Below are 24136 nucleotides of genomic sequence, written 5' to 3' on the forward strand. Positions count from 1 at the left end.
CCCCACCGGATACCAGCAGGTAATAGCCCAAGAGATTCTCGGGTCTATCGTATCGGCTCCTCCGGTCCCGTGTCGTCGCTACTCGGGTACTTGGATTGGCCAAAGCGCAGGATGAGCACACCCAGGGCGAGCAATACGATTCCCAGACTGGATGCGAGCAGATGCAACTCGGTCGCCTCGTTATAGCGGAGTATCAGGTCTCTGGCCAGCGAAACCATGGCGATATAGAGCGGAAAGCGGACCGGGAGTTGCCCTAGTTTCAGGTATCTTGCCACCATGGCCAGAACCTCGAGATAGAGAAACATGAGGAGCAGATCCGTCAGCGTTACCTGCCCAATTTCCACAACCTTCCACGCCTCATGCCCCATTGCAAAGCTTGTGGCCAATCCGATCAGAATCAGGCCAACCAGCTCCCCGACGCCAATGAATCTTTCGAATCGATTTCGAACAATCATCAACGAATCCCTTCGCTCTTCCACCATCCTCATCCTTTAATTTACACAAACCAGCCGATTCACGTTGAAATCAAGCGACAGGGGGTCTTCCATGGCCACCCTTTTCTGAAGGCAGAAGCCGCATGGCGCCATGCCATGCGGCCTGATGCCGGTTCCGCTGGGCTAGTGGTGGGCAACGACCTTCCCACGGAAAACGTGGTACTGGTAAAGGTTGTATCCAATCATGATGGGCAAGACGGTACCAATCCCCAACAGCATGAACACCAACGTCGGATTCTCCGACGCTGCTGCCGTGACAGTGAGATGGCCGGGGATAAGGCTCGGGAACAGGCTGATCGCCAGGCCCGCGAATGAAACGATGAAAATCAGCACCGATGCCCGGAAAGGTCCCCGGACACTGCCTACGCGCAGAGCATAGGCGATGTAGACAAACGACAGGATCGCGATCGTAGCCAGCGCAACAAGGACATGAAACACGCCAGGTTGCGCCCAGCGCGCTTGGACAATCGGGCTAAACAGCATGGTGCCGGCCGACAACAGGATGGCAGAGGCAGCCGTGAGGAGCATGCTGATGACGGTGTAGCGGCGGGCAATCTGCTCAAGCTGACCACTTACCTTCTTGACCAGGTACGTTGCGCCAAGGAGCGCATAACCTGCTGTTACGCCCACAGCAGCAACCACGGTGAAGCCCTCGCTAGCGATCCCGGGCGCAAGGCCTGTAATCACCTTGCCGAGAATGACACCCTGGGTAAGTGCCGCTAGCAAACTGCCGATGCCAAAAATGAGGTCCCAGCCGCGCTTGCGGTGCGCGGCGTGCCGAAACTCGATCGCCGCACCGCGCAGAATAAGACTCGCGATCAGCACCATGATTGGCACGTACAAGCTTTGCAGAAGCATCGCGTATGCGCCTGGAAATGCCCCGAAGAGGGCACCGCCGAGTGCGACCAACCACGTTTCATTCGCATCCCAGACGTGGGCGATCGAAGCGAAAATGGAGTCGCGGTGCTCTTCCTTTTTCGTGAAAAGGCTCAGTATGCCAACACCGAGGTCGAATCCATCGGTAATGACATAAAATATCAGAAATATACCAATAAGGCAGAACCACGCAATGGTAAGCATGGAGGTTGGAGACGAATTCATTTTTTCCCTCTATGTAAAGATTTCAGCTTCCTGCTTTCAAAGCCATATCAATAGCCAGAATGCGCGGTGGGGACGGCACGAACCTGCTCTACCGGCGGCATGAGTGTGAGATCCGGCCCCTTCTTCAGCCACTTCTTTGCAAAGACAAAGAAGGAAATGAACAGCACTACATAGAATGCGGCGAACATGAACATGCTCCCTGACACTGCACTTGCGGGAACCGCCGAAACCGCATCCCGGGTCCTCAGTAGTCCGTAGACGATCCAGGGTTGACGACCCACTTCGCGCACGATCCACCCGCACTCCACCGCGATATAGGGCAGAGGAATGCACAACACCCAGGCAAGCAGGAGCATCCGATTCTCAAGCAGTGCGCTCAGCCTGCCTCGGGTCTTGCGGAAAACGTATGCGGTCCAGAACGCCAGTACCACAAAGAGGAAGCCGATTCCCGCCATCACACGGAAGGCGTAGTAAAGCAGCGGCAGCATGGTAGGTTGGTCTTCCCGGGCGATATCGGCGAGGCCTGTCACCTTGCCCGTCAGGCTATGGGTGCCAAGGATGCTCAGCATGCCGGGTACTTCAATGGACCAATCGTTTTCCTGCCTGGCCTGATTCGGCCATGCCAATAGTGACCATGATGCGCCCTGTCCCGACGGATTCGTGTGCCAGTGGCCTTCGATTGCCGCGCCCTTGGCAGGTTGCGTCTCGAACACGTCGACACCGCTCGAGTCGCCCAGCCAAACCTGCAGCGGGGCAACGAACACCAGGAGCCAGAGCGCGAGCTTGAAGGAGCGGGCAAAGAACTCAGGATTCCGGCGCTTTAGCAAGTAGTAAGCGGAGATGCCGGCGACCACAAACAGGCCGGTCTCGATTGCGGCCACCCACATGTGCGTGACGCCCCAGATCATGTCCGGGTTGAAGATCGCGCGCAGATAGTCGGCAACCACAACCTTTCCATCGACCACAGTCACACCGGCCGGCGTCTGCATCCAGGAGTTGGCAACCATGATCCAGAAAGCCGAGAGGGTGGAGCCAAATGCGACCATGCCGGTCGCGAACAGATGCGTTCCGCGAGATACACGATCCCACCCGAACATCATCACTCCGACGAACCCAGCTTCCAGCATGAAGGCCATGGCGCCCTCAAAGCCCAGGATGTTCCCCAGGAACTGCCCGGAATGCTGCGAGAACGGAGCCCAGTTTGTCCCAAACTGAAACTCCATGGGAATCCCGCTCACGACACCCACTGCGAAGTTCAGCACCAGCAGCTTGCTCCAGAACCGTGCATGCCGGTAATACGCCACGTTGCCAGTCTTGATCCAAAGCATCTCGACGACGAGAAGAAACGCTGAAAGGCTAATGGTCAAGATCGGCCACAGTATGTGGAAGATTGCCGTCATGGCAAACTGGGCCCTTGATAAATTCAGGACATCACTAACTGGCATTTTGGTGCCTCCGCTCAAATGAAAAATGACCTTCCGACCTGATTAAGTAACCCCCGGGCGCGAGGCGAGTCGGCGGATCCCTCGAAAGGGAGCGGCCAACTCTCGATGCCGCCGGCGCCCCGCTAGGCGTCAGGAGTCGAGCGCTCGAGAAGAATCGGTATCGACTTCGAAGTAGGGGTACGCGCCACGTCGGCAAAGCTGTCAAGCGGAACCAATGGATTGGTTTCCGGGTAGTAAGCGCCCATGCAACCGCGCGGAATGTCGTATTCAACCAGGAGGAACCGGTCGGCGCGCCGCGAGATGCCGTCATCCCAGACGCCGATCAGGTCGACAAATTCGCCGGGCGCAAAGCCGAGCATGTCAATGTCCGCCCGATTCGCGAAAACCACGCGACGCTGGCCAAAGACGCCGCGGTAACGGTCGTCGAGGCCGTAGATGGTGGTGTTGTACTGGTCGTGCGAGCGCGTGGTCATCAGAACCATCAATTTCTCGCCGTACTTCGCGCGGGCCCGGTGAATCGGTGTGTTCTGTTCGATTTCATGGACTACGAATTGCGCCGTGCCACTTGGCGTCTTCCAGACACGCTCGCGAGACGCGACCCGGAGGTGGAAGCCACCCGGTTCGGCGATACGGGCGTTATAGTCATGGAAGCCTTCAATGACTTTCTCGATAGCGTCCCGGATTCGGGCGTAATCTTCGGCATACCAGAGCCAGTCAATTTTGCCGCCGCCGAGGGTGGCCTCAGCGATCCTCGCCACAATAGCGGTCTCTGACATCAGGTTGGGCGAGGCCGGCTCGTTGATGCCATATGAGATATGGACCATGCAGACCGAGTCTTCCACGGTCACACCCTGGGCGACTCCGGCTTGCATGTCGATTTCTGTGCGCCCCAGGGTCGGAAGGATCAGGGCGTCCCTGCCATGAATGAGATGGCTGCGATTCAGCTTCGTGGCAATTTGCACCGTCAGGTCGCACGCGCGCAGCCCCTCCCAGGTACGAGGCGTATCTGGCGTTGCCATCGCGAAATTGCCGCCCAGGCCGATAAAGACCTTAACCGTGCCATCAAGCATGCCGTCGACGGTCGCAACCACATCCATGCCGTGATGGCGAGGCGGGTCGAAGCCAAACACTTCCTTGAGCCGGTCCAGGAATGCTGGCTCCGGCTGCTCTTCGATGCCCATCGTCCGGTCACCCTGGACATTCGAGTGTCCGCGAACGGGCAGCAGTCCCGCCCCCTCCCGCCCGATGTTTCCCCGCATCATCATCAGATTGGACAGCATGTGAATTGTGGCGACGGAGTTCTTATGCTGCGTCAAGCCCATGCCCCAGGTCGCGATGACACGCTCACCCTTGCAATAGATTTTGGCGAGTGCATCGACTTCTTCATAGGGTACGCCGGACTCCTTGACGATAAGCGCCCAGCTTTCCGCTCTCAAATCTTCGGCGAACTGCTTGAAACCGGAGGTATGTGCCTTGATGAAGTCCACATCGAGCACTCGTGGCTTCCCGTTCGCGAGCGCTTCATCATCCAGTTCCACCACGCGCTTCGCTACGCCCTTCAGCAGTGCGAAGTCGCCGCTAAGCGTTGGGCGAATGAATGTCGAGCAGATCTGCGTACTCGACAACGTCAGCATCTCCAGGGGATGCTGAGGGCTGGTGAAGCGTTCGAGTCCGCGTTCTCGAAGCGGGTTTACCGATACGAGTGTCACGCCTCGCTTGGCGGCTTCGCGAAGTTCACCGAGCATGCGCGGATGATTGGTCGCCGGGTTTTGGCCAAACACGATGATCGTGTCGCAGTGCTCAAAATCGTCAAGCGTCACCGTCGCTTTGCCGATCCCGACCGTACCTGGCAGGCCGCGGCTGGTGGCCTCGTGGCACATGTTGGAGCAGTCGGGGAAGTTATTTGTCCCGTAGGCGCGCACAAAAAGCTGATACAGGAACGCGGCTTCATTGCTGGCCCGACCCGACGTATAGAAGGTTGCACGATTCGGGTCATCAAGCCGATTCAAGTGTTTGGCGATAAGCGCGAACGCATCGCCCCAGGCAATCGGCTTGTATTTGTCAGTCTTCGAATCGTAGACTACCGGGTCCGTCAACCTGCCATGCTGCTCCAGTTCAAAATCCGACTGCTTCAGCAGTTCCGCAACTGTGTGCTGGGCCAGGAAATCGGGCGTGACGCGCTTGCTGGTGGCTTCTGCAGCGACCGCCTTCACACCGTTTTCGCAGAACTCAAAGGTGGAGGCATGCTCCCGGTCCGGCCACGCGCAGCCGGGGCAGTCGAAGCCATCCGGCTGATTCTGCTTGAATAGCGTCCGGTACTTTCCTCCCGCTACCCTCTCTTTTAGAAGATTGATGGCGACATACTTTAGTGCCCCCCAACCAGCGGCAGGATGGGTATATGGTTCAATTCTTCCTTGAGTTTTAGACTCGTCCATAGCGATGGTTCCTATGTGGATGGGCGCCGCACCGCAACCGGGGATCGGGGCTGTGCGAGTAGAAGCAATCTGCAAGCGAAGAGTAGATGGAGCGGTCTAACCCAGGAGCACACAAATTCTGAGCAAGATGGGGAGTACAGTTTTCACGCCCTGCAGGTAGGCCGACCGCATCGCGAACGCGACACGGCAAACGCCTCGAAACCGGCGAGCATGGCTTGACGGATTGTCGGAAAGTGGCATCCGGATGCGACGCCTGCCGCGAGCGCCCTGTTCCGGATGAGTGCCAAGACTGGTAGCGCCATTCGGCGCGCCCGGGCGGGCAGCACACTGTGCTTGGCCGCAACCTGGCGAACTGTACTTATCCCGGGCCGCGCCGGCCGCTAGGCTTCATACCAGACGCGGCGAATCCGTGGAGGCGCCTCGGCGCTTCCAATCCGGAGGAATTCCGCAGCACTTCCTTGCGGCGTATAGCCACTGGCACGGGAAGCGACTCACGGAGAGGGAATCCTGCCGCAAATGCTCTTTTATCCACTCCCCCCACGGCAACGCGGAAAATACGCCTTTTTATGCACTTTTATTGCGGACCTGCCAAACTGCCGGATTGGGTGGTCGTGATTCTTATACGGAAGGATTAATCAGCTTCCGCCAGAATCCGCTTGCAATGAATCCAACTTAGAAAACAGTTGCACCCAAAATTGAAAATTGAATCGGATAGTTTCGATATTTCGTTGCCAGCTCGCCAGAACGCCGTAAATCGGGTTGACCAATGGCTTGGCGAGACCTCAAGCGGAGAAACCGACCTCGGGTACGATGACTGGCTCGAGGAGCATCTTACGGAACGGGTAACCGATGGACTGCAGTCTCCTATCGCCCACTTTCGGCAAGGGAAGGTCGAGTTTTCGCTCCGGCACGGCGCCGAGTATCTAATCACGCATGCAACGCTGGGATTCAGGATATTTCGATGCCTGCTGGACAAGGACCTCGCTCTTGTCGCATTCATTGATTCGAGAAGCGGGATGCGATTCCCCTGGATAACAATGAACCAGCTATTTTCTAGCGATGAGTTGAGTACATTAAAGGAGGTGCCGCGGGGAATAGCCGATTAATGCCTATTACGCCCAACGCTTCTACCCACCTGCCCCCCGATTTCCGTCACGCGGAAAGAAAAGGCAGTCTGTGCTCGATTTCCGGAGCATCGTCTTCGGCATGCCTGTTTTTCTCGCCGCCGATCCGCGAGAATATTTCTTGTTTCTCCGCACGCGCACGCCCCACTACCTGGCGTCGATCGGCATCGTCAAGGGCCTGCCATTTGCGCCGGACAAGGCCAGCAAGGACCCGCTTGTCGAGGCGGGCGCAGCAATGGCGCGCATGAACGCGTACGGTGACAGGTACCCGCACGCAATCGTGTACCCGGGCAAGCACTGGCAATGGGCACTACGTCAACTGATATCGATGGTCCGGTAGCTTTTGCTCCGGCAGCTCGCGATCGCAAAGCTCGAGCAGCGAGCGCTCGATATTGCGCGAGATCGCGTCCAGCGCCAGCGCGTTGGGGGCCATACTGAAAGGCTCGGAGATCTCATCGGCAATCGCCTCCAGCGCGATCAAGGTGTAGGCGACGAAGACGCAGATGATCGGGGTAAACAGCTCCGTCGAATCGACAAGACCGAAGGGGAGCATCACGCAGTACGCATATACGGTACGGTGAAGCAAGACCCCGTACGCAAACGGAATCGGCGTGGATGCGATGCGCTCACAACCACCAACGGTTTTCCCCAGCTCGTTAAGCTGGGCATCGAGCATCCAGAGCTTGGTTTCCGAGACCAGCTCACGCATCTGCAGCTCTGCGATGTTATGGCGTATCTCGTTAAGAATTGCCGTGGGCCCGTAGCACTTCGCACGCAGCCTCTGCATGGCGTCTTCCCCGAGAAGGCGCACGAGGTCCTGCGTCGGATCCGTCTTGCGCAGCTCATGCTTTAGGGAATAGGCAAAGGCGATAAGACGATTTACCAGCCGGATACGATCCTCGCTGCCGTCCGCGGGCAAGTAGCACAGTATTTGCGACGTAAGCGAACGCGAGGCGATAAGCGCGCTTCCCCAAAGGTGACGGGCTTCCTTGAAGCGCTCATAGCTGGCATTGTTTCTGAACGCAAGGAAGATGGTCAGCGCGACGCCAAAGAGTGTAAAGGGAGCCGTATTGAGCGGAATCTTTTCACCCAATATTCGCCCGTGGGTCAGGACAGCAAAGGCGCTGACAAAAGCCAGGACGAGAAGTTGCGGAATGATGGTCTGCAATACTGACCCGCTCCACACAAACAGCATGCTGAACCAGTTTCGCTTTGGCCGCACGATCATGATTTTCTCTTGCCTGGGAACATATTTCCGCTCGAACGACATACGATTCGAGGCAGGCGCCCCCACCAAGCCAAGTCATGCCCGCCCCTCGGCTATGTCACTTCCGAACGCAACACACGGACAGGAATACTCTTGTACGAGGGCGTACCGCTTTCCTTGTCAATGTAGTTCAGAGGCACCAGCACGTTCGCTTCGGGGTAATACGCCGCCACCGAGCCCCGTGCGATGTTTGCATAGGCGATGGCAGTGATCCTTTTTAAACTTAGCTGTCTGCCGGTTACGATGGTCTCGATATCCACCAGGTCCCCATGTTCCAAGCCTCGTGCGGCCATGTCGGCTTCGTGCATGAATAGCACATCGCGTCGACCGAATACGCCTCGATAGCGATCATCCAGTGCATAGATGGTGGTGTTGTACTGATCGTGACTGCGGATCGTCATGAGACGCAGAACATTCTCGCCGCCCAGGACGTCGGCGTCTTCCTTCACACCGCCATATACGGAGAAAACCGCCTTGCCCGATGGCGTAGTCCACTTGCGTTCGGTCGGTGGAAGTGGCAGGCGGAATCCGCCGGGGACGCGGATGCGCGCATTGAAATCATCGAATCCCGGCACTGTCTTTTCAATCAGGTCGCGGATCTTGTCATACTCGGCAACCAGGTCCGACCACGGCACCTTGCTGTCCGGCAAGGTCGCGGTAGCCATTCCCGCGACGATCGACGGCTCGGAACGCAGGAATTCCGAGGCCGGCGTGAGCTTGCCGGCCGAAGCATGGACCATGGACATCGAGTCCTCGACCGTCACCGATTGCGGCCCGCCAGCCTGCACGTCAAGCTCCGTGCGGCCCAAGCACGGCAGCACGTACGTTTCCTTGGCCACCAGCAGGTGCGAGCGATTCAGCTTGGTGCCGATGTGCACGCTCAGATCGAGCTTCGCCATCGCGGGGAAGGATTGCCCGGAATCGGGCAGTGCGACTGCGAAGTTTCCGCCCAGGCAGATCAGCGCCTTGGACGAGCCATCAATCATCGCCTGCATCGCCTTCACGGCATCGTGTCCGTGCCCGGTGGGCGGCTTGAAGCCGACGGTATTTTCGATGCGCTGAAGGAAGTCGGCCGACGGCTTCTCGGTGATGCCGACCGTGCGGTTCCCCTGCACGTTGGAATGGCCGCGCAATGGGCAAATGCCCGCACCGGGCTTGCCAAAATTTCCACGCAGGAACAACAAATCAGCAATCAGGCGGACGTTGGCGGTGCCTTTACTGTGCTGCGTCACACCCATGCCATAGGTGACAATCGTGGCATTCGATTTCGCATAGAGATCTGCGACTTGCTCAAGATCCGCGCGGGTCAGTCCGCTTGCCTTCTCGATATCCTCCCACGAGGTCGCAGCCAAGTCGGCCGAAAATGCGTCGAAACCTTCTGTATGCACCGCGATAAAATCGCGATCCAGGACATCCCCATTTTGAGCGTCCATATCCAGGAGCGCCTTCATTATGCCCTTGAGCGCGGCGGCGTCGCCGCCAGCGTCAACCTGATAATAGGTTGACGCAATCCTGGTCGACCCGTATGTCGCCATTTCCAGCCAGTTCTGGGGATCCGCAAACCGTTCGAGCGCACGCTCCTTGAGTGGATTGAATACCACTATCGGGACATTTCGCCGGGCCGCTTCATGAAGCGTACCCATCATTCGAGGGTGATTGGTCCCGGGATTGTGGCCGATGGAGATAATCAGCTCACAGCTGTCAAAATCCTCCAAAGACACGGTGCCCTTGCCGATACCGATCGACTGTGGCAAGCCAACGCTGGTTGGTTCGTGGCACATGTTCGAACAATCCGGGAAATTGTTCGTCCCATACTCCCGCGCGAACAGCTGGAACAGGTAAGCAGCCTCGTTCGAGGCCCTGCCAGACGTGTAGAACTCTACCTGGTCGGGCGACAACGCCCGCAGGATTTCGCCGATCCGGGCAAACGCATCGCCCCATTCGACCGCGCGGAACGTGTCAGTGGACCGATCATACACAAGCGGATGGGTCAGGCGACCCAAATCCTCCAGCTCGAAATCGGATCGCTGCAGCAGCGACGACACCGTGTTGCTCGCGAAAAAATCCGGCCGCACCCGTTTCGTCGTGGCCTCCCAAGTCACGGCCTTGGCACCGTTCTCGCAGAACTGGAACGTCGACCTATGCTCCTTGTCGGGCCACGCGCACCCGGGGCAATCGAACCCGTCGGGCTGGTTGGTCCGCATCAGTGTGAGCGGCGCCTTGACCGTTTCCATTTGCAGGCGGATCGCCTGGGTCGTCGCACGAAGCGCGCCCCAGCCGCCAGCAGGCCCGTCGTACGGCCTGATACCGGGCACTTCCCGTCGCGTAGCCATGATTGCTCCATGAAGCCGATTCGCCTCAGACTACCTGGGGCAGTTGTTGCCGCAGGGTCGCCGCCAGGCGAGCTTTTCCTAACAATAGCCTCGGCTTCCTGCTCGGCAAGTGCCAGTTACAAATGGCGCCGCCGTCAAGCGCATGACTGAAACCTCACACACGTTCTCTATTTTCAATATGAGTCATCCGAGACATGCAAATCGTAGCGTCTACTCTTGCCTGGCGTATACCCGCATATCGAAGACCTTATCAGCGTACAAAGCTGTTATGGTTAGTCGCATTCCGGGCTGGCATGGGACTAGTCGTGGAGTTGATCAGGCTGCCCATGGCCGCGGCCGGGATGAAAACGCATTGAGGCCACCAGCGGAGAGCCGATGAGGCGCGATTTGCCAGTGGAAGACAGCGGCGCAGGCATTGAAGATGTGCCGACGCAGCGCTCGTTCGCAGTCAGACGCTGGCGTCACGGCACCGTGACGGCCGAGGAAGACCGTTTGGCCGAGGAATTGCCGGTCGCGCTCGAGTACAACGGCATCTCCCATGCGGTCATGCTGGCTACACCAGCCGATCTCGATGACTTTGCCATCGGCTTCAGCCTCAGCGAAGGCATTGTCGACAGCGCGAGCGAGATCTATGGCATCGACGTCGAAGCCGGTGCGGAGGGCGTGACCGTCAAGCTGGAGATCGCCACCGCTGCCTTCGCCAGGCTAAAGACCCGGCGCCGCGCGCTGGCGGGTCGTACCGGATGCGGCCTGTGTGGCATCGAGTCACTGGGCGAGATCATGCGCGTGCCGCAGCCGGTGCATAGCCATGCCATCTTCGATCCGACTGTCTTCGATGCGGCGTTTGCCACCCTGGTCAAGCGCCAGGCACTGCTGCGCGATACCGGGGCGACGCACGCGGCGGCGTGGCTGCGTGCGGATGGCGCATTGGCCTTTGTGCGCGAAGACGTGGGTCGTCACAACGCGCTCGACAAGCTTGCCGGCGCGCTTGCGAGTACCAACGAGGATACCAAGCGCGGCGCGGTGATTATCACCAGCCGGGCCAGCTACGAGATGGTGCTCAAGACCGCATCGATCGGTGCGGGGATCCTTGCCGCGGTATCCGGTCCAACGGTGCTCGCCGTGCGGCTGGCAGACTCCGCTGCGATAACGCTGGCCGGCTTTGTGCGGAGTGGCAGCCTGGTCGTCTACACACATCCGGAACGGCTGCGTATCCCGCAGGTACGCTGACTGTCCAGATGTAAATCTACCCGCCCAACTCCAGTGTAGTTGCACTCGGCATCCCTCGCCTGGCAAGTCCGAAGGCGTCGTTCCGAACGAGGCTACCGCGCCAGCGCTTGTGTCGCGTTGAAGCCCGCCAGTGCGGCTGCCACAGTTTTCCTATCACCCTGTAGCGAGGTGACAGATACAACGCCCTCGCCAGGCTTGTCCGGATTGCGTCGCGCGATGAGAGTTGCAGGTCGGCTCCCGGATCGCGCAACGGGGCCATGGCCCCGGCCACTCCGCCTGGCTTATCCGGAATCCCTGCCCCCCATCAAGACAGCGCGCGGCGTCACAAGCGTCCCGCTTCTTACGCAAAGCTGATATCCGCTTTGCGAATCGCGCCTGTGTGGCGCAGCCGTTGGCGCTTGGCATGCAGGGATGCGATGTGGATCACGATTGCATACAAGCGCTTCCTGGGCAGCCCTGGCTAGGCTGCTGCCCCACGCAGAGCGCGAGCCAATCCCTCTAGTGCCCCCCGATGCTCCGCGCGGCGTAGCCAGATTGCTCCCACGGCAGGCAAATCCCACTGCAGCGCGTGAGATAGCATGGCACCGCCTCGTGCCACCAGTTCCTCTGCCACGCCGCGAGGCACGATGGTGATTGCCCGTGGCCGCACGCGCAGCAGCGCGGCCATGGTCTTGATCGAGAACGTCTCCACGATCGCGACCGGCGGAGCCGCGCTGGCCGTGGCGAACAGCGTATCGATCGTGCGCCGGATTGGCGTGTGGTCCGGGGGAAGGATCCAATCCAGTCCCGCCAGTTTTCCCCAGTCCAGAGCCGATGCGCTCAAACGCCGAGCCGCCGCCGCATGCACAACAATCGTGGGCTCCTCCGCATAGAGCTGCGTTTGCACGATATCTTCGCCGGGAGAGCAGTAGATACGCGCAATGGCGCAGTCGATCTCATGCGCGCGCAACGCCGCCACCAGTTCGTCAGTTGTCCCCTCATGCACCAGCACAGATACCGCAGGCGTTTGCTCCAGGCAGTGGGCGCAGACCGCATCGAGCACCGCGGTGGACACGTACGGGATTACGCCAAGACGTAGCCGTCCATGCAGCCCTGCCTCGATGGCGGTCAGTTCGTGTCCCAGCGCCTCCGTATCCGCCATCACCAGGCGCGCGTGCGCCAGCACGGCCGACCCGGTCGCGGTCGGCTCCAGCCCTCGACGCGCGCGAATGAACAGCGGCGCCAGGAAGATCTCTTCGACTTCGTGAAGCGCCTTTGTCACAGCCGGCTGCGACAGGTTCATCTCAGCCGCGACGCGCGAGACAGAGCGCTGCTTCTCCAGTGCAAGCAGCAGGGTCAGATGCCGGAATTTGAGCCGGGTGGCCAAACTGTGCTGAAGACGACCAGACGTTGTCATGATTCAAGTTCCCAATGTGAAATAACCGCAGGGTTATGCAACGATAATAAATATCAGTCAAAAAACTATACGATTTCAATAAACTCAATCGCATTCACGATAATTTCCTGCCATTTCACGCAATCATTCCGAGTTATCCAAAATGCCATTGACGGACCTCAATCATTTTCTGGTTATCGCAAAAGATATCGAGGCATCGCGTCGCTTCTATGTCGACGCCCTTGGCATGCGCGAGGGCGATCGTCCATGGGCGCCGTTCCCCGGGTACTGGCTTGCCATCGGTTCCCACGTCTGCGTGCATCTGGCCTGCGCCAGCAATGACGAGCAACTGCTGGCCTACTTCGAACGTAAGCCCGGAGCGTCTCCGCCTGGAAGCGGTGCGGTGGACCATATTGCATTCTTCGCCTCCGGGCTCGTGGAGTTTGAAGAGCGGTTCACACGCCTTTCGATCCCTATGCGCCGGCGCAGCCTGCCGCAATCCGGCCTTGAACAGATCTTTATCTCCGATCCCGACGGCGTCTCGATCGAGCTCAATTTCCCGAACCAATAAACCCCTAGTCAAACCCCACTATTCGAAGCCAACATGAACATGCGCGCCGAAATTCCCTCCGACTTCTCCATGGTCGACGCTGATGAAGCCATGCAGCGCGCCAGCTCCCTGGTCGCCACGCTTAGAGAGCGCGCCCCGGCATGTGAAGCCGCCCGGGCTCCCTTGCCTGAAACGTTGCGGGATCTGCATCAGCTGGGCCTGTTTCGTTACCATCAGCCGCAGTCCCGGGGCGGAATGGAGCTGGACTACGTCGCCATCGTCGACATCTCCGCCGAACTTGCACGCGGGTGCCCATCGACAGCGTGGAACGTGGCGAACCTTGGCTCGCATCACTTCCTGCTTTCGCTCTACCCGCAACAAGCGCAAGAGGATGTCTGGGGCGCGTCGCGGGATCATCTGATTGCCTCGGCCCTTGCGTTTCCGGCGGGACGCGGCAAAAAGGTCGACGGCGGCTTCGTCATCTCCGGCAGCTGGCCGTTCTCCAGCGGCGTCGACGCAAGCGAATGGAACATGCTGGCCGTCACCATCAGGACCGCTCCCGATGCGCCGCCCACCGATCACCGCCTGTGCCTTGTGCACAAGAGCGAGTACGAAATCGTCGACAACTGGTTCGCGGCCGGCCTGAAGGGTACCGGCAGCAAGCAGGTCGTCTGCAATGAGATCTTCGTGCCCATGCACCGCGCCCTTTGCATGGCAGACATCCGTGGCGGCGAACATCCCGGGGCCGCAGCGAATCCGGGGCCGCTGTTCCGGGTCCCCCTCGTGGCATTGGGTGGGCACACCCTTGCCGGCCCAGCACTTGGCAATGCGCAAGCGGCGTTCGAGATCTTCCTGGAGACCAACCGAAGCCGCAAGACGCACTACACGGCGGCGAAGATCAGCGATTTCCAGGCCGTGCAGATCAAGGTGGCTTCCGCCTCGGCGCAAATCGACGCAGCCCGCACGCTGCTGCGCGCGGACGCAGCCGAGGCCATGGCGATCGCCCGTGGCGGCCAGATTCCTGACCTGCACACGAAGCTGAAGTACCGCAAGAACGCGGCGTTCTGCGTGCAACTGTGCACGCAAGCGGTCGATACCGTATTCTCCATGACCGGCGCCAACGGACTCTACGAGAACAGTCCACTGCAACGATGTTTCCGGGATGCGCACGCTATTCAGTCTCATGTGAACTTTGCCTTTGATGTGGCCGGTAGCGCGTTTGGCCAGCATGCCCTCGGGGGCCAGGTCCGGAATCCCATGCTGTGACGACGAGACAAGGAACTCCGATGTCCTCCAACGTCCAATGCCAACTTTCGGCGCCCGGCAAAGATGCCGTGCAAGGCATGCCTCCCGCGGAAGAAGCCCGACGGTTGCGAACGGCCTTCTCCGCATTTGCCACGGGCGTTACCATCGTCACCACCACCGCACCCGACGCCACGCTGGTAGGCCTTACCGTCAATTCATTCAGTTCCTTGTCCATGAACCCGCCGCTGCTAGCGTGGAGTCTGTTTGTCGACTCGAGGTATCGCAGCGCTTTCCAGGTTGCCGATTACTTCACCGTCAACGTGCTCAGCCACCGGCAGGCTGCCCTCGCGCAGCGGTTTGCAAAGCCGGCGGAAGACAGGTTCGACGGCGTTGCAAACCGCAGGCTCGACGGCGGCGGCATTGTCCTCGAAGAGTCCATGGCCTGGTTCCACTGCCGGCGCGAGCATAGTCTCCTTCTCGGAGACCACATCATGTTTGTGGGCCGCGTAGTTGAGTTCCACGAAGAATCGGCGTCTCCCCTGATCTTCTGGCGAAGCCGATTCCTGGAAGACCGTCAATCGGAAGCCCAGCGCTGATCCCGTTTGTAAGCACGCTCGATTGTTAGGCGCCACCTCCCGGACGCGGAGGATATCTCCTCCACGTCCGGCGGATACCTGAACGCTTCCCAGTTCGAAACCTATTCCGTATCGAGACAACGATTCCGATCCATGCATCGGCAAGGGAGGATTTTCGCCAGATTTCCATCAAGGAATACGAATTCCATTCTTTAAATGATCACGACATGCCATGACTAGTAACAATGGAGGAGAATAATGATAAAAAAAATAACGCAAAAACGAAGCAGAAAAATCCTTGCACTACTCCCGATACTCCTGGGGTCCCAGGGGGCGGCGCATGCCGCCGGCGCCCAGCTTTACGGCGCCGTCGACACCTTCCTTGGCAGCAGCAAGGCCAGCGGCGACCCGAAATCCGTGCTCGGCGTCCAAAGCGGTGGCATGACGACGTCCTTTTGGGGCTTTGCCGGCAGTGAAGACCTCGGCAACAACTTGACGGTCAACTTCCGGATCGAGTCCTACTTTCTCGCGGATACCGGCGCCGGCGGACGTGCCGCGGGCGATGCGCTGTTCGCGCGTAATGCCTACGTTGGCCTGGAAAGCAAAGTGGGCGAGATACGCGCTGGCCGGCTGGCCAACCCGATGTTCCTCGCTACCGCGCTCTTCGACCCCTTTGGCGGCTCGACCAAGTTCTCCCCTTTGCTCAACGTACTCTGGACTCCATCCTATGGCCGCTATTTCGCGGCGGACACCGGCTGGAGCAATGCGGTCGGCTACTACACTCCCGAGATCAACGGTCTGTCTGGCCGCTTCGTCTACGGCCTGGGGGAGGTGGCTGGGACCAACTCCAGCAACAATGCCGTTGCCATGCTGTTGTACGACAAGGCGCCCTGGGGCGCGACCTTCGCGATCCAACGCACGCGCGCGGGCGCCGGCTTTCTTGCGAAGAGCTGGGCTCAGACCGCACTGGCCGCTGCCGTCTCCTACGACTTCAACTTCCTCAAAGCGTTTGTTCAATACGACAGCACGCGAAACAGCGGGGACAGCATCAAGACCGATACGGTGCAGGTTGGGATGACCGTGCCCTACGGCAATGGAAAATTCATGGCATCCGCGGTGCAGACTGTCATCAAAGCCGACGGCGTTGCCACTATCCGGCGCAGTGATCTTGGGTTCGGCTATGACTACTTCCTCTCCAAGCGGAGCGACCTGTATGCCAACGTGCTCTACGACAAGTTGAGCCGCCAGGGCAGCGGGACCGCTTTCGGCGTCGGTATCCGGCACAAGTTCTGATCGGGAGGCTGCCTGACCGGCAGCCTCCGTCATCTTGTCGTGCTCAGGGCTTCACGGACTTCACGTCCATGGCTTCATCGAGCCAATCGAAGATCTTCCGCCCCCCCGCGGCTTCCGCACCTGCCTGGCAATGCTCGCCGACGGCCTCCGACGACGGGAAGTGCATAAGTGTCTTCTCGCAGGTCAGCGCGTCGTACAGCTTCTGCGGTTGCCCTTCGAAGAACCCCTCCTGCTCGGAATCAATCACCAGGGTGGTCGCGCGCACCTGGGCGGCATCGGCAGCCACATAGGGCTTCGTGCTGTTGACGTAGTCGAAGGCATTGTCCACGCCGAATACCAGCTTGCCGTGGTTAATTGCCCATCGGGACATCGTATCCGTCTTGATGGCAGCATTCACGGCCTGGTCGAAGCGTTCGCGGTTGGCAGGCACAGCCTCCGGGAAGCGAGCGGAGACGACGTCGTAGAAGCTGTAGAGCCCGCCATTGGCAACCAGCGCCCGGATCCGGCGATCCTTGGCGGCGGCGATGGGTGCGAGCACGCCCCCGAGGCTGATGCCGAGCAACGCGATGCGCGAGGGGTCGACGTCCGCGCGCGTGAGCGCGAAGTCGATCACCGGGGAAACGACCTTGTCCCAATCGGGACGGAACGCACGCCGGGTCTCGCGCACAACCTCGCCCTGGCCCGGTCCGTCGAATGCCACGACTGTGTATCCGCGCTCTGCCGCGGCCATGCCGGGAAACAGCACCAATTCTTCCTTGTTTCCGTCGAATCCCGAGTGGCAGATGAGTGTCGGGCGCTTGCCGGCCGGCGTGCCCTTCTTCTTGACGACATAGCCAGGTAGCCACGCGCCTTCATAGGGAATCTCTACGCGCGCGACCTCGAAATCCAGGCCGGGAATCGCGGCCATGAAAGCGGCGCGGCTGGCGCGGCCCGATGCCAGGATGCGGGGATCGTCCGTGTTCGCATGCAGGTAAAAGTCCGAGATCATGAAGTACATCGCCGCGCGCAGATACGTCTGCGACGCGCTCTTCAGATGCCCTTTTTCCTGCGCTTCGTCCGCAGTCACCTTGAGGCTTTCTGCCAGTGCGTTCCAGGCTTCGTACCAGCCTTCGTCGTCGCCCGGCGTCAGGCGGCCCGCAATCTGAAGGACTTCCTGCACATCCGAGCCTCCATAGTAGGCATGGCCAAGAATGCGAAGAAGCTCGAAATGGTGCGAGTGATCGATGGATAGTTTCATTGTGCCGGATGGGTTGGTGGTGGCGAGAGACCCCGCTTTGCATGCAAGAGGAGTCTGGTCCAGCAACAGGCGGCACGGTGCCTTCCCGGGGGAATGTGTCGCTAGCGTGCATGTGGATCATCTTGTGTGAGATGAAAAACGAAACGCCTGTTGCAAACCGTAGTTTCCTATAGGAAACTGTAGTTGACAAGGCCTCGCGCGCAACCGCCTTGCTCAGGCTGTCACCGCGCCCCTTGCCGCGAGCGTATGGGCAGTATCGTCAATGCACCAACGCAGCACATCACCGGAATTCAGTCTTGCTTCCACCAGACCATCAGCGCTTCGCATTCTTCATCGCCGGCTGCCTCGTAGCGGTGCGGGAGCGAACTGGAAAAATGCAGCGAATCCCCCGGATTCAGCACCAGCTTCTTGCGACCCCGGATGCTGATCTCCAGGCCGCCCCGAATGACGTAGATCAGTTCGTTGCCGGCATGGCCCATCTGCTGGAGCTCCGGGGCGTGAGGGCGATACACCTGCCGCATGATCACGATGTTGCCGTGCTCCGCGCCGCCGAGAAGGATGTCCCGGTGGACCGCGGGATGCTCGATGCCGACCTGGCTTCCGGCCCGTACCAGCTTGACGAAGGGCTTTGCATTCTCGGCATCGGCCTCGAAGAACCAGTCGCCGGGGTTGGTCTGCAGCGCCGCGAGCAGTTTTGAGAACACTTCCACCGTCGGCACCATCTTGTTGTTTTCGATCTTCGAGATGGTGGAGATCGCAAGCCCGCTATGGGCGGCGAGATGCCGCACCGACCAACCGCGCTCCAGGCGTTTTTGCTTGATGCGCTGGCCATCCGCCGCTGGGCGTGCTTCGGCGGCCGTGGCGGGCCCGGTGGGGGTCGGGGCCAGCGAGGCTTTGGAGGTTGTCTTCTTATTGGTAGTCATGGCAGCGAGTTTTCAGATCGTCTGCCATTGTTGCACATCCCGTTTTTTCACCACCACAGGGCCATCAAGAGCCCTCCAACTTAGCCATAACAACGAGAAGGAGACTGAATGAAACGCCTGCTACGCCATTCCCTGTGCTGCATCGGACTCGCGGCAACCGCCCTTGTGGCTTCAGCGGCGAGGGCCCAGCCGAGCCCGGATGTGGTTCGCATCGTTGTGCCGTTCCCAGCCGGAAACGCGCTGGACGCCAGTGCGCGCATGCTTGCCGAGAGCCTTCGGCGAATCACCAAGCGGCAATATTTCGTCGAGAACAAGCCCGGGGCCGGTGGCCTGATCGGCACGGCCGAGGTCGCGCGCGCCAAACCTGACGGCAGCGTGCTGCTCTTCACAACAGGCGGGCATTCGACCAACGCCGTCTTATACACGAAGCTGCCCTATGACTCTCTACGCGACTTCACGCCGATCACGCTGCTGACCAGCGCGCCAGGGTTCGTGGTCCTTGTGCGCACGGAATCGCCGTATAAGGACCTGGGGCAGTTGATCAAGGACGCGCACGCACGGCCGGGCACGGTGAGCTACGCATCCTGGGGCACTGGCAACACCACCCACTTGATTGGCGAGCTGTTTGCACGCTCAGCGGGCATCAAGGTACTGCACGTGCCCTACAAGGCTTCGCCGATCAGCGACATCCTGGGTGGCCACGTCGATTACACATTCATGGCGTCGTCCCTGGCCGTTCCGTTGATCCAGGAGGGCAAGGCTCGCGCGCTCGCGATATCGAGCGAGCAGCGAGTCAAGGAAATGCCCGCGGTCCCTACGCTACGCGAACTGGGCATCAAGGACGTCGACATTCCTGCCTGGTCGGGCCTGCTTGCGCCGGCAGGCCTGTCACTGCAAGCGGCCGCCGTGCTACAGCGCGAGGTGGCGGCTGCTGCACAACGCCCCGAGTACCAGGCCTTCTTGAAGACGTCGGGCGGCCGGTTGGTGCTGTCCACGCCGGTGCAGTTCAGCAGCTACTTGGCAAGCGAGATACAGAATTACCGGAAACAGCTCGCGCCGCTGGGCATCAGGATGGACTGACCTTCCTGATCGCCAGCCGCTTGCGCGACGGTGTGCCGTCTCGCTTCCAGGCCCGGTAGCCGTTCACACTGACCGTCAGGACATCACAGAGAATCGCCAGCGGATATGTGGCGCGTTCCTGCTCGATCCAGGCGTACTTCACAGAAGGTCCCTCGTCGTGAAGTGCGCCGCTGCCTTTTTTGCTATTTCAAGCTCCATTGCCAGGCGCCTGTTCTCCGCGCGCAGGCGCGACTGCTCCATCTGTGCAGCAGTCACAGGCTTGGCACCGGCCCCATTGAGCTTGCCCGCCTCGGCGGCCTTGCGCCAATTGCGCAGTGTCTGATCAGACACGCCCAATTCCGCAGCCAATTCTCCTGTCGTCTTCCCGGCACGCAGTTGCCTGACGGCCTGTTCCTTGAACTCCGCCGTGAATTCCTGTTTCGGTATCTTTCGCATTTCGCTTCCTTCCAACTGGTTGAGGTTATACGTCACCTCTTCCGAGTGATGTGCGCGGACAACAGAGGGTGATGGAATGCAGATGCTTCAAAGGTACGCAGACGCGTGGCCGAGGCCGAGTCCCACAACACGAAAGTATGCTTGCTCGGCTGGAGGACATCGTGGCCCCGGGCATTAGTCTGGGGCGACGACATCGCTCAAACCGTCCTGTCAAACAGTCAGAAAAGCCTGACATATTTCAGAGGCAATTCTGACAGCAGGACGCTGTCCTCCTCTCTCACACTCTGCCGATGCACAAACCACTATGTGCAATCACCAGAGGAGACAGTATGACTTCGAAAACCATAGTACGATTTTTGAAGGGCGTTGGCGTATGCGTGACGACAGCCCTTCTTCTGCAGACGGGCGCGAGTGCGCAAGCTCAACTGCCAGGCCGAAACCTTGCGACGATAATCGTCCCTTACCCCGCGGGGAGTGCATTCGACATCGTTGCTCGTCGCATTCAGCCCGAACTGGGGAAAAAACTAGCGAAAACGATTATTGTCGAAAACTTCGGCGGAGCCAGCGGCTCTATGGGAGCCCAACGCCTCCTGAATGCCGACATCGGAACGTTGACAATACTGATTGGCTCGCCAAACGAGCTAACGTTGCCACCACTCACTCTTCAAAGCGTGCGCTACAAGCCTGAGGATTTCCGGATGGTCGCCCAGCTGTCAGTTGGTGCACTGGCGATAATGACGCGCCCGCATTTTCCGGCGAGCAGTCTGAATGAGCTTATCGAGAAGGCAACGCGTCCGGACGCGAAGCCTCTCGCGTACGCCAGCACCGGCGTAGGCTCGATTTTCCACCTCGCTGGAGCCGACTTCGCCAAGCGGTTGGGAATCGGTACAACGCACATTCCTTACAAGGGTGGCGCGCCAGCAATTCAAGACCTCATGGCGGACCAGGTAGACATCACCTTTCTTCCGCTCATCCCGAGCTACATTCAGGCAGCCAAGGAAGGGAAAATCAAGGTGCTAGGCATCATGTCTACTGAACGACATGCAGGGCTACCCGATGTCCCGTCTGTTGACAGTGTCGCAGCACTTCGGGGCTTTCACTACTCGATGTGGACCGGACTGTTTGTCTCCTCAAAGGTGCCCAAGGAGACTGCCCAGATTATTGGGACAGAAACGAACAAGATTGTCGCCACTCCCTCATACCGCGAGTGGGTTGGCGAGCGGGGTAACTCGGCTGGTGCCCTGATGGACCTGGACCAAGCAGCTCAGTACTTCCACACAGAGTCCAGCCGCTTCGAACGACTGGCACGCGACATCAAGATTGACCGCGAGTGAACATCAGCCTAGGACCATCCCATGTCATCTCGACAACCCGCATACTGGACCTCGGACGTTCTGTCCTCTGAAGAAGATGTCGCTCGTTTTGAACGGACGCCTCTGGGCGACCGCAACCTGCCGTCCTCAACCCATGAGATGCTGATGGACGGCTGCTCAATCGAACCGTCCAAAACAGCTATTCATTTCTTTCGCGATGGCTCTCTCCCCACAGAGACATCCGTTTCCGTCACGCACGGAGAGCTTCGTCAACGGATTCTTCAAGCTGCAAATCTTCTCCATGAGCTCGGCGTCGCCAAAGACGATGTGATTTCTGTCCTCATGCCGGCTGTACCGGAAGGCCTCTACGCCCTTTGGGGCGCTCAAGCAGCCGGCATCGCCAATCCAGTCAACTGGATGCTAGAGGCAGACATCCTGGTTGAAATGTTCAAGGTAGCCGGCACACGCGTTCTCATCGCGTACGCAGGCGACGACAACACTGAAATCTGGCCGAAAATCGAGCTTATCGCCAAGCAATTGCCATCCCTGGCTGCCGTGATTCGCGTAGGAGGCAGCGGCTGCCAATCCACCCCGATTGGCCCGGTGCCGGTAGTTGACTTCGCATCGGCCATCGCAAAGCAACCTGGTGACCGGCTAATGTCCGGACGCGTCTTCTCGCCGGACGATACCGCAGCACTATTCCATACCGGTGGCACAACTGGGGTTCCAAAACTCGCCAGACACTTGCATCGGAATCAAGTATTCTGGATTTGGGCGAGCAGTTGCATGACCGGATTCGGTCGTGATGAAGTGCGCGCCGTAGGGGTACCCATCTTTCACTCGGCCGGCGCCATTGTGAGTTGTCTGGCGCCATTGTCGCGCGGGGCGAGTATCGTGCTGATGACGTCGGCCGGTTTTCGCCATCCGTCGGTGCTCCCGAACATCTGGAGAATTGTCGAGGCGTTCCGCGTCAGCATGCTCACGCTCGTCCCGACACTGGTTAATCAGGTGCTATCGCTCCCCATCGGGGGGGCGGATGTATCTAGCCTCAACTATGTCGCCTCATCGACGGCACCACTTTCGACAAACGTCGCCGAGGCGTTCTATCGTATGACCGGCCTGCGAATCAGAGAAAGCTACGGGCTCACAGAAACCGCCGCGGTGACCTGCATCACTCCACCCGTCGACACGGTCAAGGTTGGCAGCTCTGGACTCCGCCTGCCGTATCAATCCGTACGGGTAGTCCAACCTGGTTCGGAGAAAGGCGTCGCTCGCGACTGTGCTCCCGGGGAGGCTGGCCTCATCATCGTCAAGGGTCCGGCGGTCTTCCCTGGCTACCTTGGCTCCAACCAATCTGCGAGCTGGGTCGACGGTGAATGGTTGGATACCGGGGACCTGGGTTATCTGGATGCGGAAAACTGGCTCTGGATAACTGGTCGAGCCAAGGACCTGATTATCCGTGGGGGCCACAATATCGACCCCAAGATGGTCGAAGAAGTCCTCTTCGGAAACCCTGCGATTCAAGATGCTGCTGTGATTGGCGCACCTGATGCCCATTCTGGGGAAGTCCCGGTCGCCTATGTGGTCTTGAAGCCCGGGTCGAAGGCCTCCGCGGAAGAACTGCTGCATTATGCGGCGACTCATGTACCCGAACGGGCCGCAGTGCCAAAGCAGTGCTACCTGCTTCCCCAGATGCCGAAGACCGCCGTCGGAAAGATTCAGAAGAATCTGTTGAGGGTCGACGCCATCGAGCGCATGTTCGACGCCGCAATAGGCGACGCAACCTGGCGGCCCGCTGCCACCGTCAAGGCGGTTGACCGAGGCGCGCGAGGGTTTCTGGTTGAGATTTGCGTCAAGGGGGAGCTACCTGACGACGCAGATGCGGACCGCAGGCTTCGCGCTCTGACGATTCCTTACGAAATCCGGCAAGAAGTGTGAAACGAGCAACCCGGCGGGCCGTCTGTTGTTGCAGACCCCGCCGGCACCTTCGCAAACTGGCCATGCCTCCTGCTGCCTATCGGGCGGCAGAATTCTCTCTCCGGGCACACTCGGAACGGATGAAGGCGGAAAGCCGCATCACCGCAGGACTGACATAGCGCTCACGAAGCCGCAGCAGGAAAACTGAGCGGCCGTACGGATGAAACCCCCAGTCGGCGAACAGTTCGCGCAAGCTCCCATCTCTAAGCTCTTGTTGCACCATATAGGTAGGCAAGAAGGCGAAACTGATTCCCTGAATGGCCGCCTGCCTTACTACGTTGAACTCGGACACCTGCAATGTGGGCGTGATGTGGATATCGACGGACTCTTTTGACCGCTCACGCTGCTCTGGCACCGATGCTGACCAGGAGTCGAACACCCTCGATGTCGATTTGCCGTTTCCCTGGCTCCATTGTCAAACGCATCAAGATTTGCTTCAGAACTATTTCGCCAAGTCGGCGGCAGCTTCGCGTCCATCCTGAGCGAGGGTGCTGCAGTGCAGCAGTACGCTTGTAGGAATTTTCCAATTTTAGCGCCAGTCCCTCAATATCGAGCCTAGCTCCTCCATCATTGGCAGCGAACGCATGTACCTGAATAGCAGGCATCGAAAGTCAATTTTGGAGACAGCAGACTATGACAACGTCACGATGTATCAAACTCGCCGCCGGCATCCTGGAGCTAGAGTTGAAAGTGGTGTACGGGCG

General features: G+C 59.4%; 19 protein-coding genes and 1 pseudogene. 9 read left to right on the forward strand and 11 right to left on the reverse strand.

Annotation, left to right across the window (positions count from 1 at the left end):
* Positions 1–44 precede the first annotated feature (44 nt).
* The 4 genes from CF70_RS13720 to CF70_RS13735 all read right to left on the reverse strand — a co-directional run bounded on the left by CF70_RS13720 (position 45) and on the right by CF70_RS13735 (position 5475).
* Positions 45–455, reverse strand: a complete 411-nt coding sequence (locus CF70_RS13720; protein WP_235185034.1) for a phosphate-starvation-inducible protein PsiE — start codon at positions 453–455, stop codon at positions 45–47.
* 162 nt (positions 456–617) lie between these two features.
* Positions 618–1595, reverse strand: a complete 978-nt coding sequence (locus CF70_RS13725; protein ID WP_035865250.1) for a cytochrome d ubiquinol oxidase subunit II — start codon at positions 1593–1595, stop codon at positions 618–620.
* A gap of 47 nt (positions 1596–1642) precedes the next feature.
* Complete coding sequence (locus CF70_RS13730) at positions 1643–3040, reverse strand: cytochrome ubiquinol oxidase subunit I (RefSeq protein ID WP_035865253.1); 1398 nt, start codon at positions 3038–3040, stop codon at positions 1643–1645.
* A 122-nt stretch (positions 3041–3162) separates the two neighbouring features.
* Positions 3163–5475, reverse strand: coding sequence for an FdhF/YdeP family oxidoreductase (locus CF70_RS13735; protein WP_035865255.1), 2313 nt, complete (start codon positions 5473–5475; stop codon positions 3163–3165).
* 1176 nt (positions 5476–6651) lie between these two features.
* Between CF70_RS13735 and CF70_RS36935 the strand changes: the two genes are divergently transcribed.
* Complete coding sequence (locus CF70_RS36935) at positions 6652–6939, forward strand: hypothetical protein (RefSeq protein WP_035865257.1); 288 nt, start codon at positions 6652–6654, stop codon at positions 6937–6939.
* Here the strand turns inward: CF70_RS36935 and CF70_RS13750 are convergent.
* The gene (locus CF70_RS13750) at positions 6910–7827 is read right to left on the reverse strand and encodes a bestrophin family protein (RefSeq protein WP_035865298.1); all 918 of its coding nucleotides are present in this window, start codon (positions 7825–7827) and stop codon (positions 6910–6912) included. The two genes, CF70_RS36935 and CF70_RS13750, sit on opposite strands and share 30 nt — an antisense overlap.
* A 92-nt stretch (positions 7828–7919) precedes the next feature.
* The gene (locus tag CF70_RS13755) at positions 7920–10199 is read right to left on the reverse strand and encodes an FdhF/YdeP family oxidoreductase (protein WP_035865259.1); all 2280 of its coding nucleotides are present in this window, start codon (positions 10197–10199) and stop codon (positions 7920–7922) included.
* A 375-nt stretch (positions 10200–10574) separates the two neighbouring features.
* Here CF70_RS13755 and fdhD point away from each other — a divergent pair, with 375 nt between their 5' ends.
* Positions 10575–11429 carry a formate dehydrogenase accessory sulfurtransferase FdhD gene (gene fdhD / locus CF70_RS13760; protein WP_035865262.1) on the forward strand — a complete coding sequence of 285 codons (855 nt, stop codon included), beginning with the start codon at positions 10575–10577 and terminating at the stop codon, positions 11427–11429.
* Between the two features lie 460 nt (positions 11430–11889).
* Here the strand turns inward: fdhD and CF70_RS13765 are convergent, their stop codons facing one another.
* A complete protein-coding gene (locus tag CF70_RS13765; protein WP_035865265.1) occupies positions 11890–12825 on the reverse strand; it encodes a LysR family transcriptional regulator in 936 nt (311 codons plus the stop codon).
* 142 nt (positions 12826–12967) lie between these two features.
* Here CF70_RS13765 and CF70_RS13770 point away from each other — a divergent pair, with 142 nt between their 5' ends.
* The 4 genes from CF70_RS13770 (at position 12968) to CF70_RS13785 (ending at position 16467) form a co-directional block, all read left to right on the forward strand.
* Positions 12968–13375: a VOC family protein gene (locus CF70_RS13770; RefSeq protein WP_035865267.1), complete on the forward strand. Its 408-nt coding sequence runs from the start codon at positions 12968–12970 to the stop codon at positions 13373–13375.
* Positions 13376–13408: 33 nt separating this feature from the next.
* Positions 13409–14620 (forward strand): acyl-CoA dehydrogenase family protein, encoded by a 1212-nt coding sequence (locus tag CF70_RS13775; protein WP_051648391.1) that lies wholly within the window; start codon positions 13409–13411, stop codon positions 14618–14620.
* A gap of 20 nt (positions 14621–14640) precedes the next feature.
* Entirely contained in the window at positions 14641–15195 is a 555-nt protein-coding gene (locus CF70_RS13780) for a flavin reductase family protein (RefSeq protein WP_051648393.1), read from the forward strand.
* 237 nt (positions 15196–15432) lie between these two features.
* A complete protein-coding gene (locus tag CF70_RS13785; protein WP_035865269.1) occupies positions 15433–16467 on the forward strand; it encodes a porin in 1035 nt (344 codons plus the stop codon).
* Positions 16468–16510: 43 nt separating this feature from the next.
* On the opposite strand, the gene CF70_RS13790 is transcribed toward CF70_RS13785, so the two are convergent.
* Together CF70_RS13790 and CF70_RS13795 are read right to left on the reverse strand one after the other, a co-directional pair.
* On the reverse strand, positions 16511–17770 hold the full coding sequence (locus CF70_RS13790) for an alpha/beta hydrolase family protein (protein WP_152561802.1): 1260 nt from the start codon (positions 17768–17770) through the stop codon (positions 16511–16513).
* Positions 17771–17994: 224 nt separating this feature from the next.
* Positions 17995–18627, reverse strand: a complete 633-nt coding sequence (locus CF70_RS13795; RefSeq protein ID WP_035865273.1) for a helix-turn-helix domain-containing protein — start codon at positions 18625–18627, stop codon at positions 17995–17997.
* Positions 18628–18735: 108 nt separating this feature from the next.
* Between CF70_RS13795 and CF70_RS13800 the strand changes: the two genes are divergently transcribed.
* Positions 18736–19707, forward strand: a complete 972-nt coding sequence (locus tag CF70_RS13800; RefSeq protein WP_051648396.1) for a Bug family tripartite tricarboxylate transporter substrate binding protein — start codon at positions 18736–18738, stop codon at positions 19705–19707.
* Positions 19708–19720: 13 nt separating this feature from the next.
* Here the strand turns inward: CF70_RS13800 and CF70_RS13805 are convergent.
* A pseudogene (locus CF70_RS13805) lies at positions 19721–20142 on the reverse strand (transposase); the annotation flags it as partial.
* Positions 20143–20471: 329 nt separating this feature from the next.
* On the opposite strand from CF70_RS13805, the gene CF70_RS13810 reads away from it, so the two are divergent.
* On the forward strand, positions 20472–21476 hold the full coding sequence (locus tag CF70_RS13810; RefSeq protein WP_051648398.1) for a Bug family tripartite tricarboxylate transporter substrate binding protein: 1005 nt from the start codon (positions 20472–20474) through the stop codon (positions 21474–21476).
* A gap of 21 nt (positions 21477–21497) precedes the next feature.
* Positions 21498–23393, forward strand: coding sequence for an acyl-CoA synthetase (locus tag CF70_RS13815; RefSeq protein ID WP_063830462.1), 1896 nt, complete (start codon positions 21498–21500; stop codon positions 23391–23393).
* A 76-nt stretch (positions 23394–23469) separates the two neighbouring features.
* Here the strand turns inward: CF70_RS13815 and CF70_RS13820 are convergent, their stop codons facing one another.
* Positions 23470–23811, reverse strand: a complete 342-nt coding sequence (locus CF70_RS13820; protein ID WP_035865278.1) for a LysR substrate-binding domain-containing protein — start codon at positions 23809–23811, stop codon at positions 23470–23472.
* Positions 23812–24136: the final 325 nt, after the last annotated feature.

The organism is Cupriavidus sp. SK-3, assembly GCF_000611145.1.
Taxonomy (GTDB): domain Bacteria; phylum Pseudomonadota; class Gammaproteobacteria; order Burkholderiales; family Burkholderiaceae; genus Cupriavidus.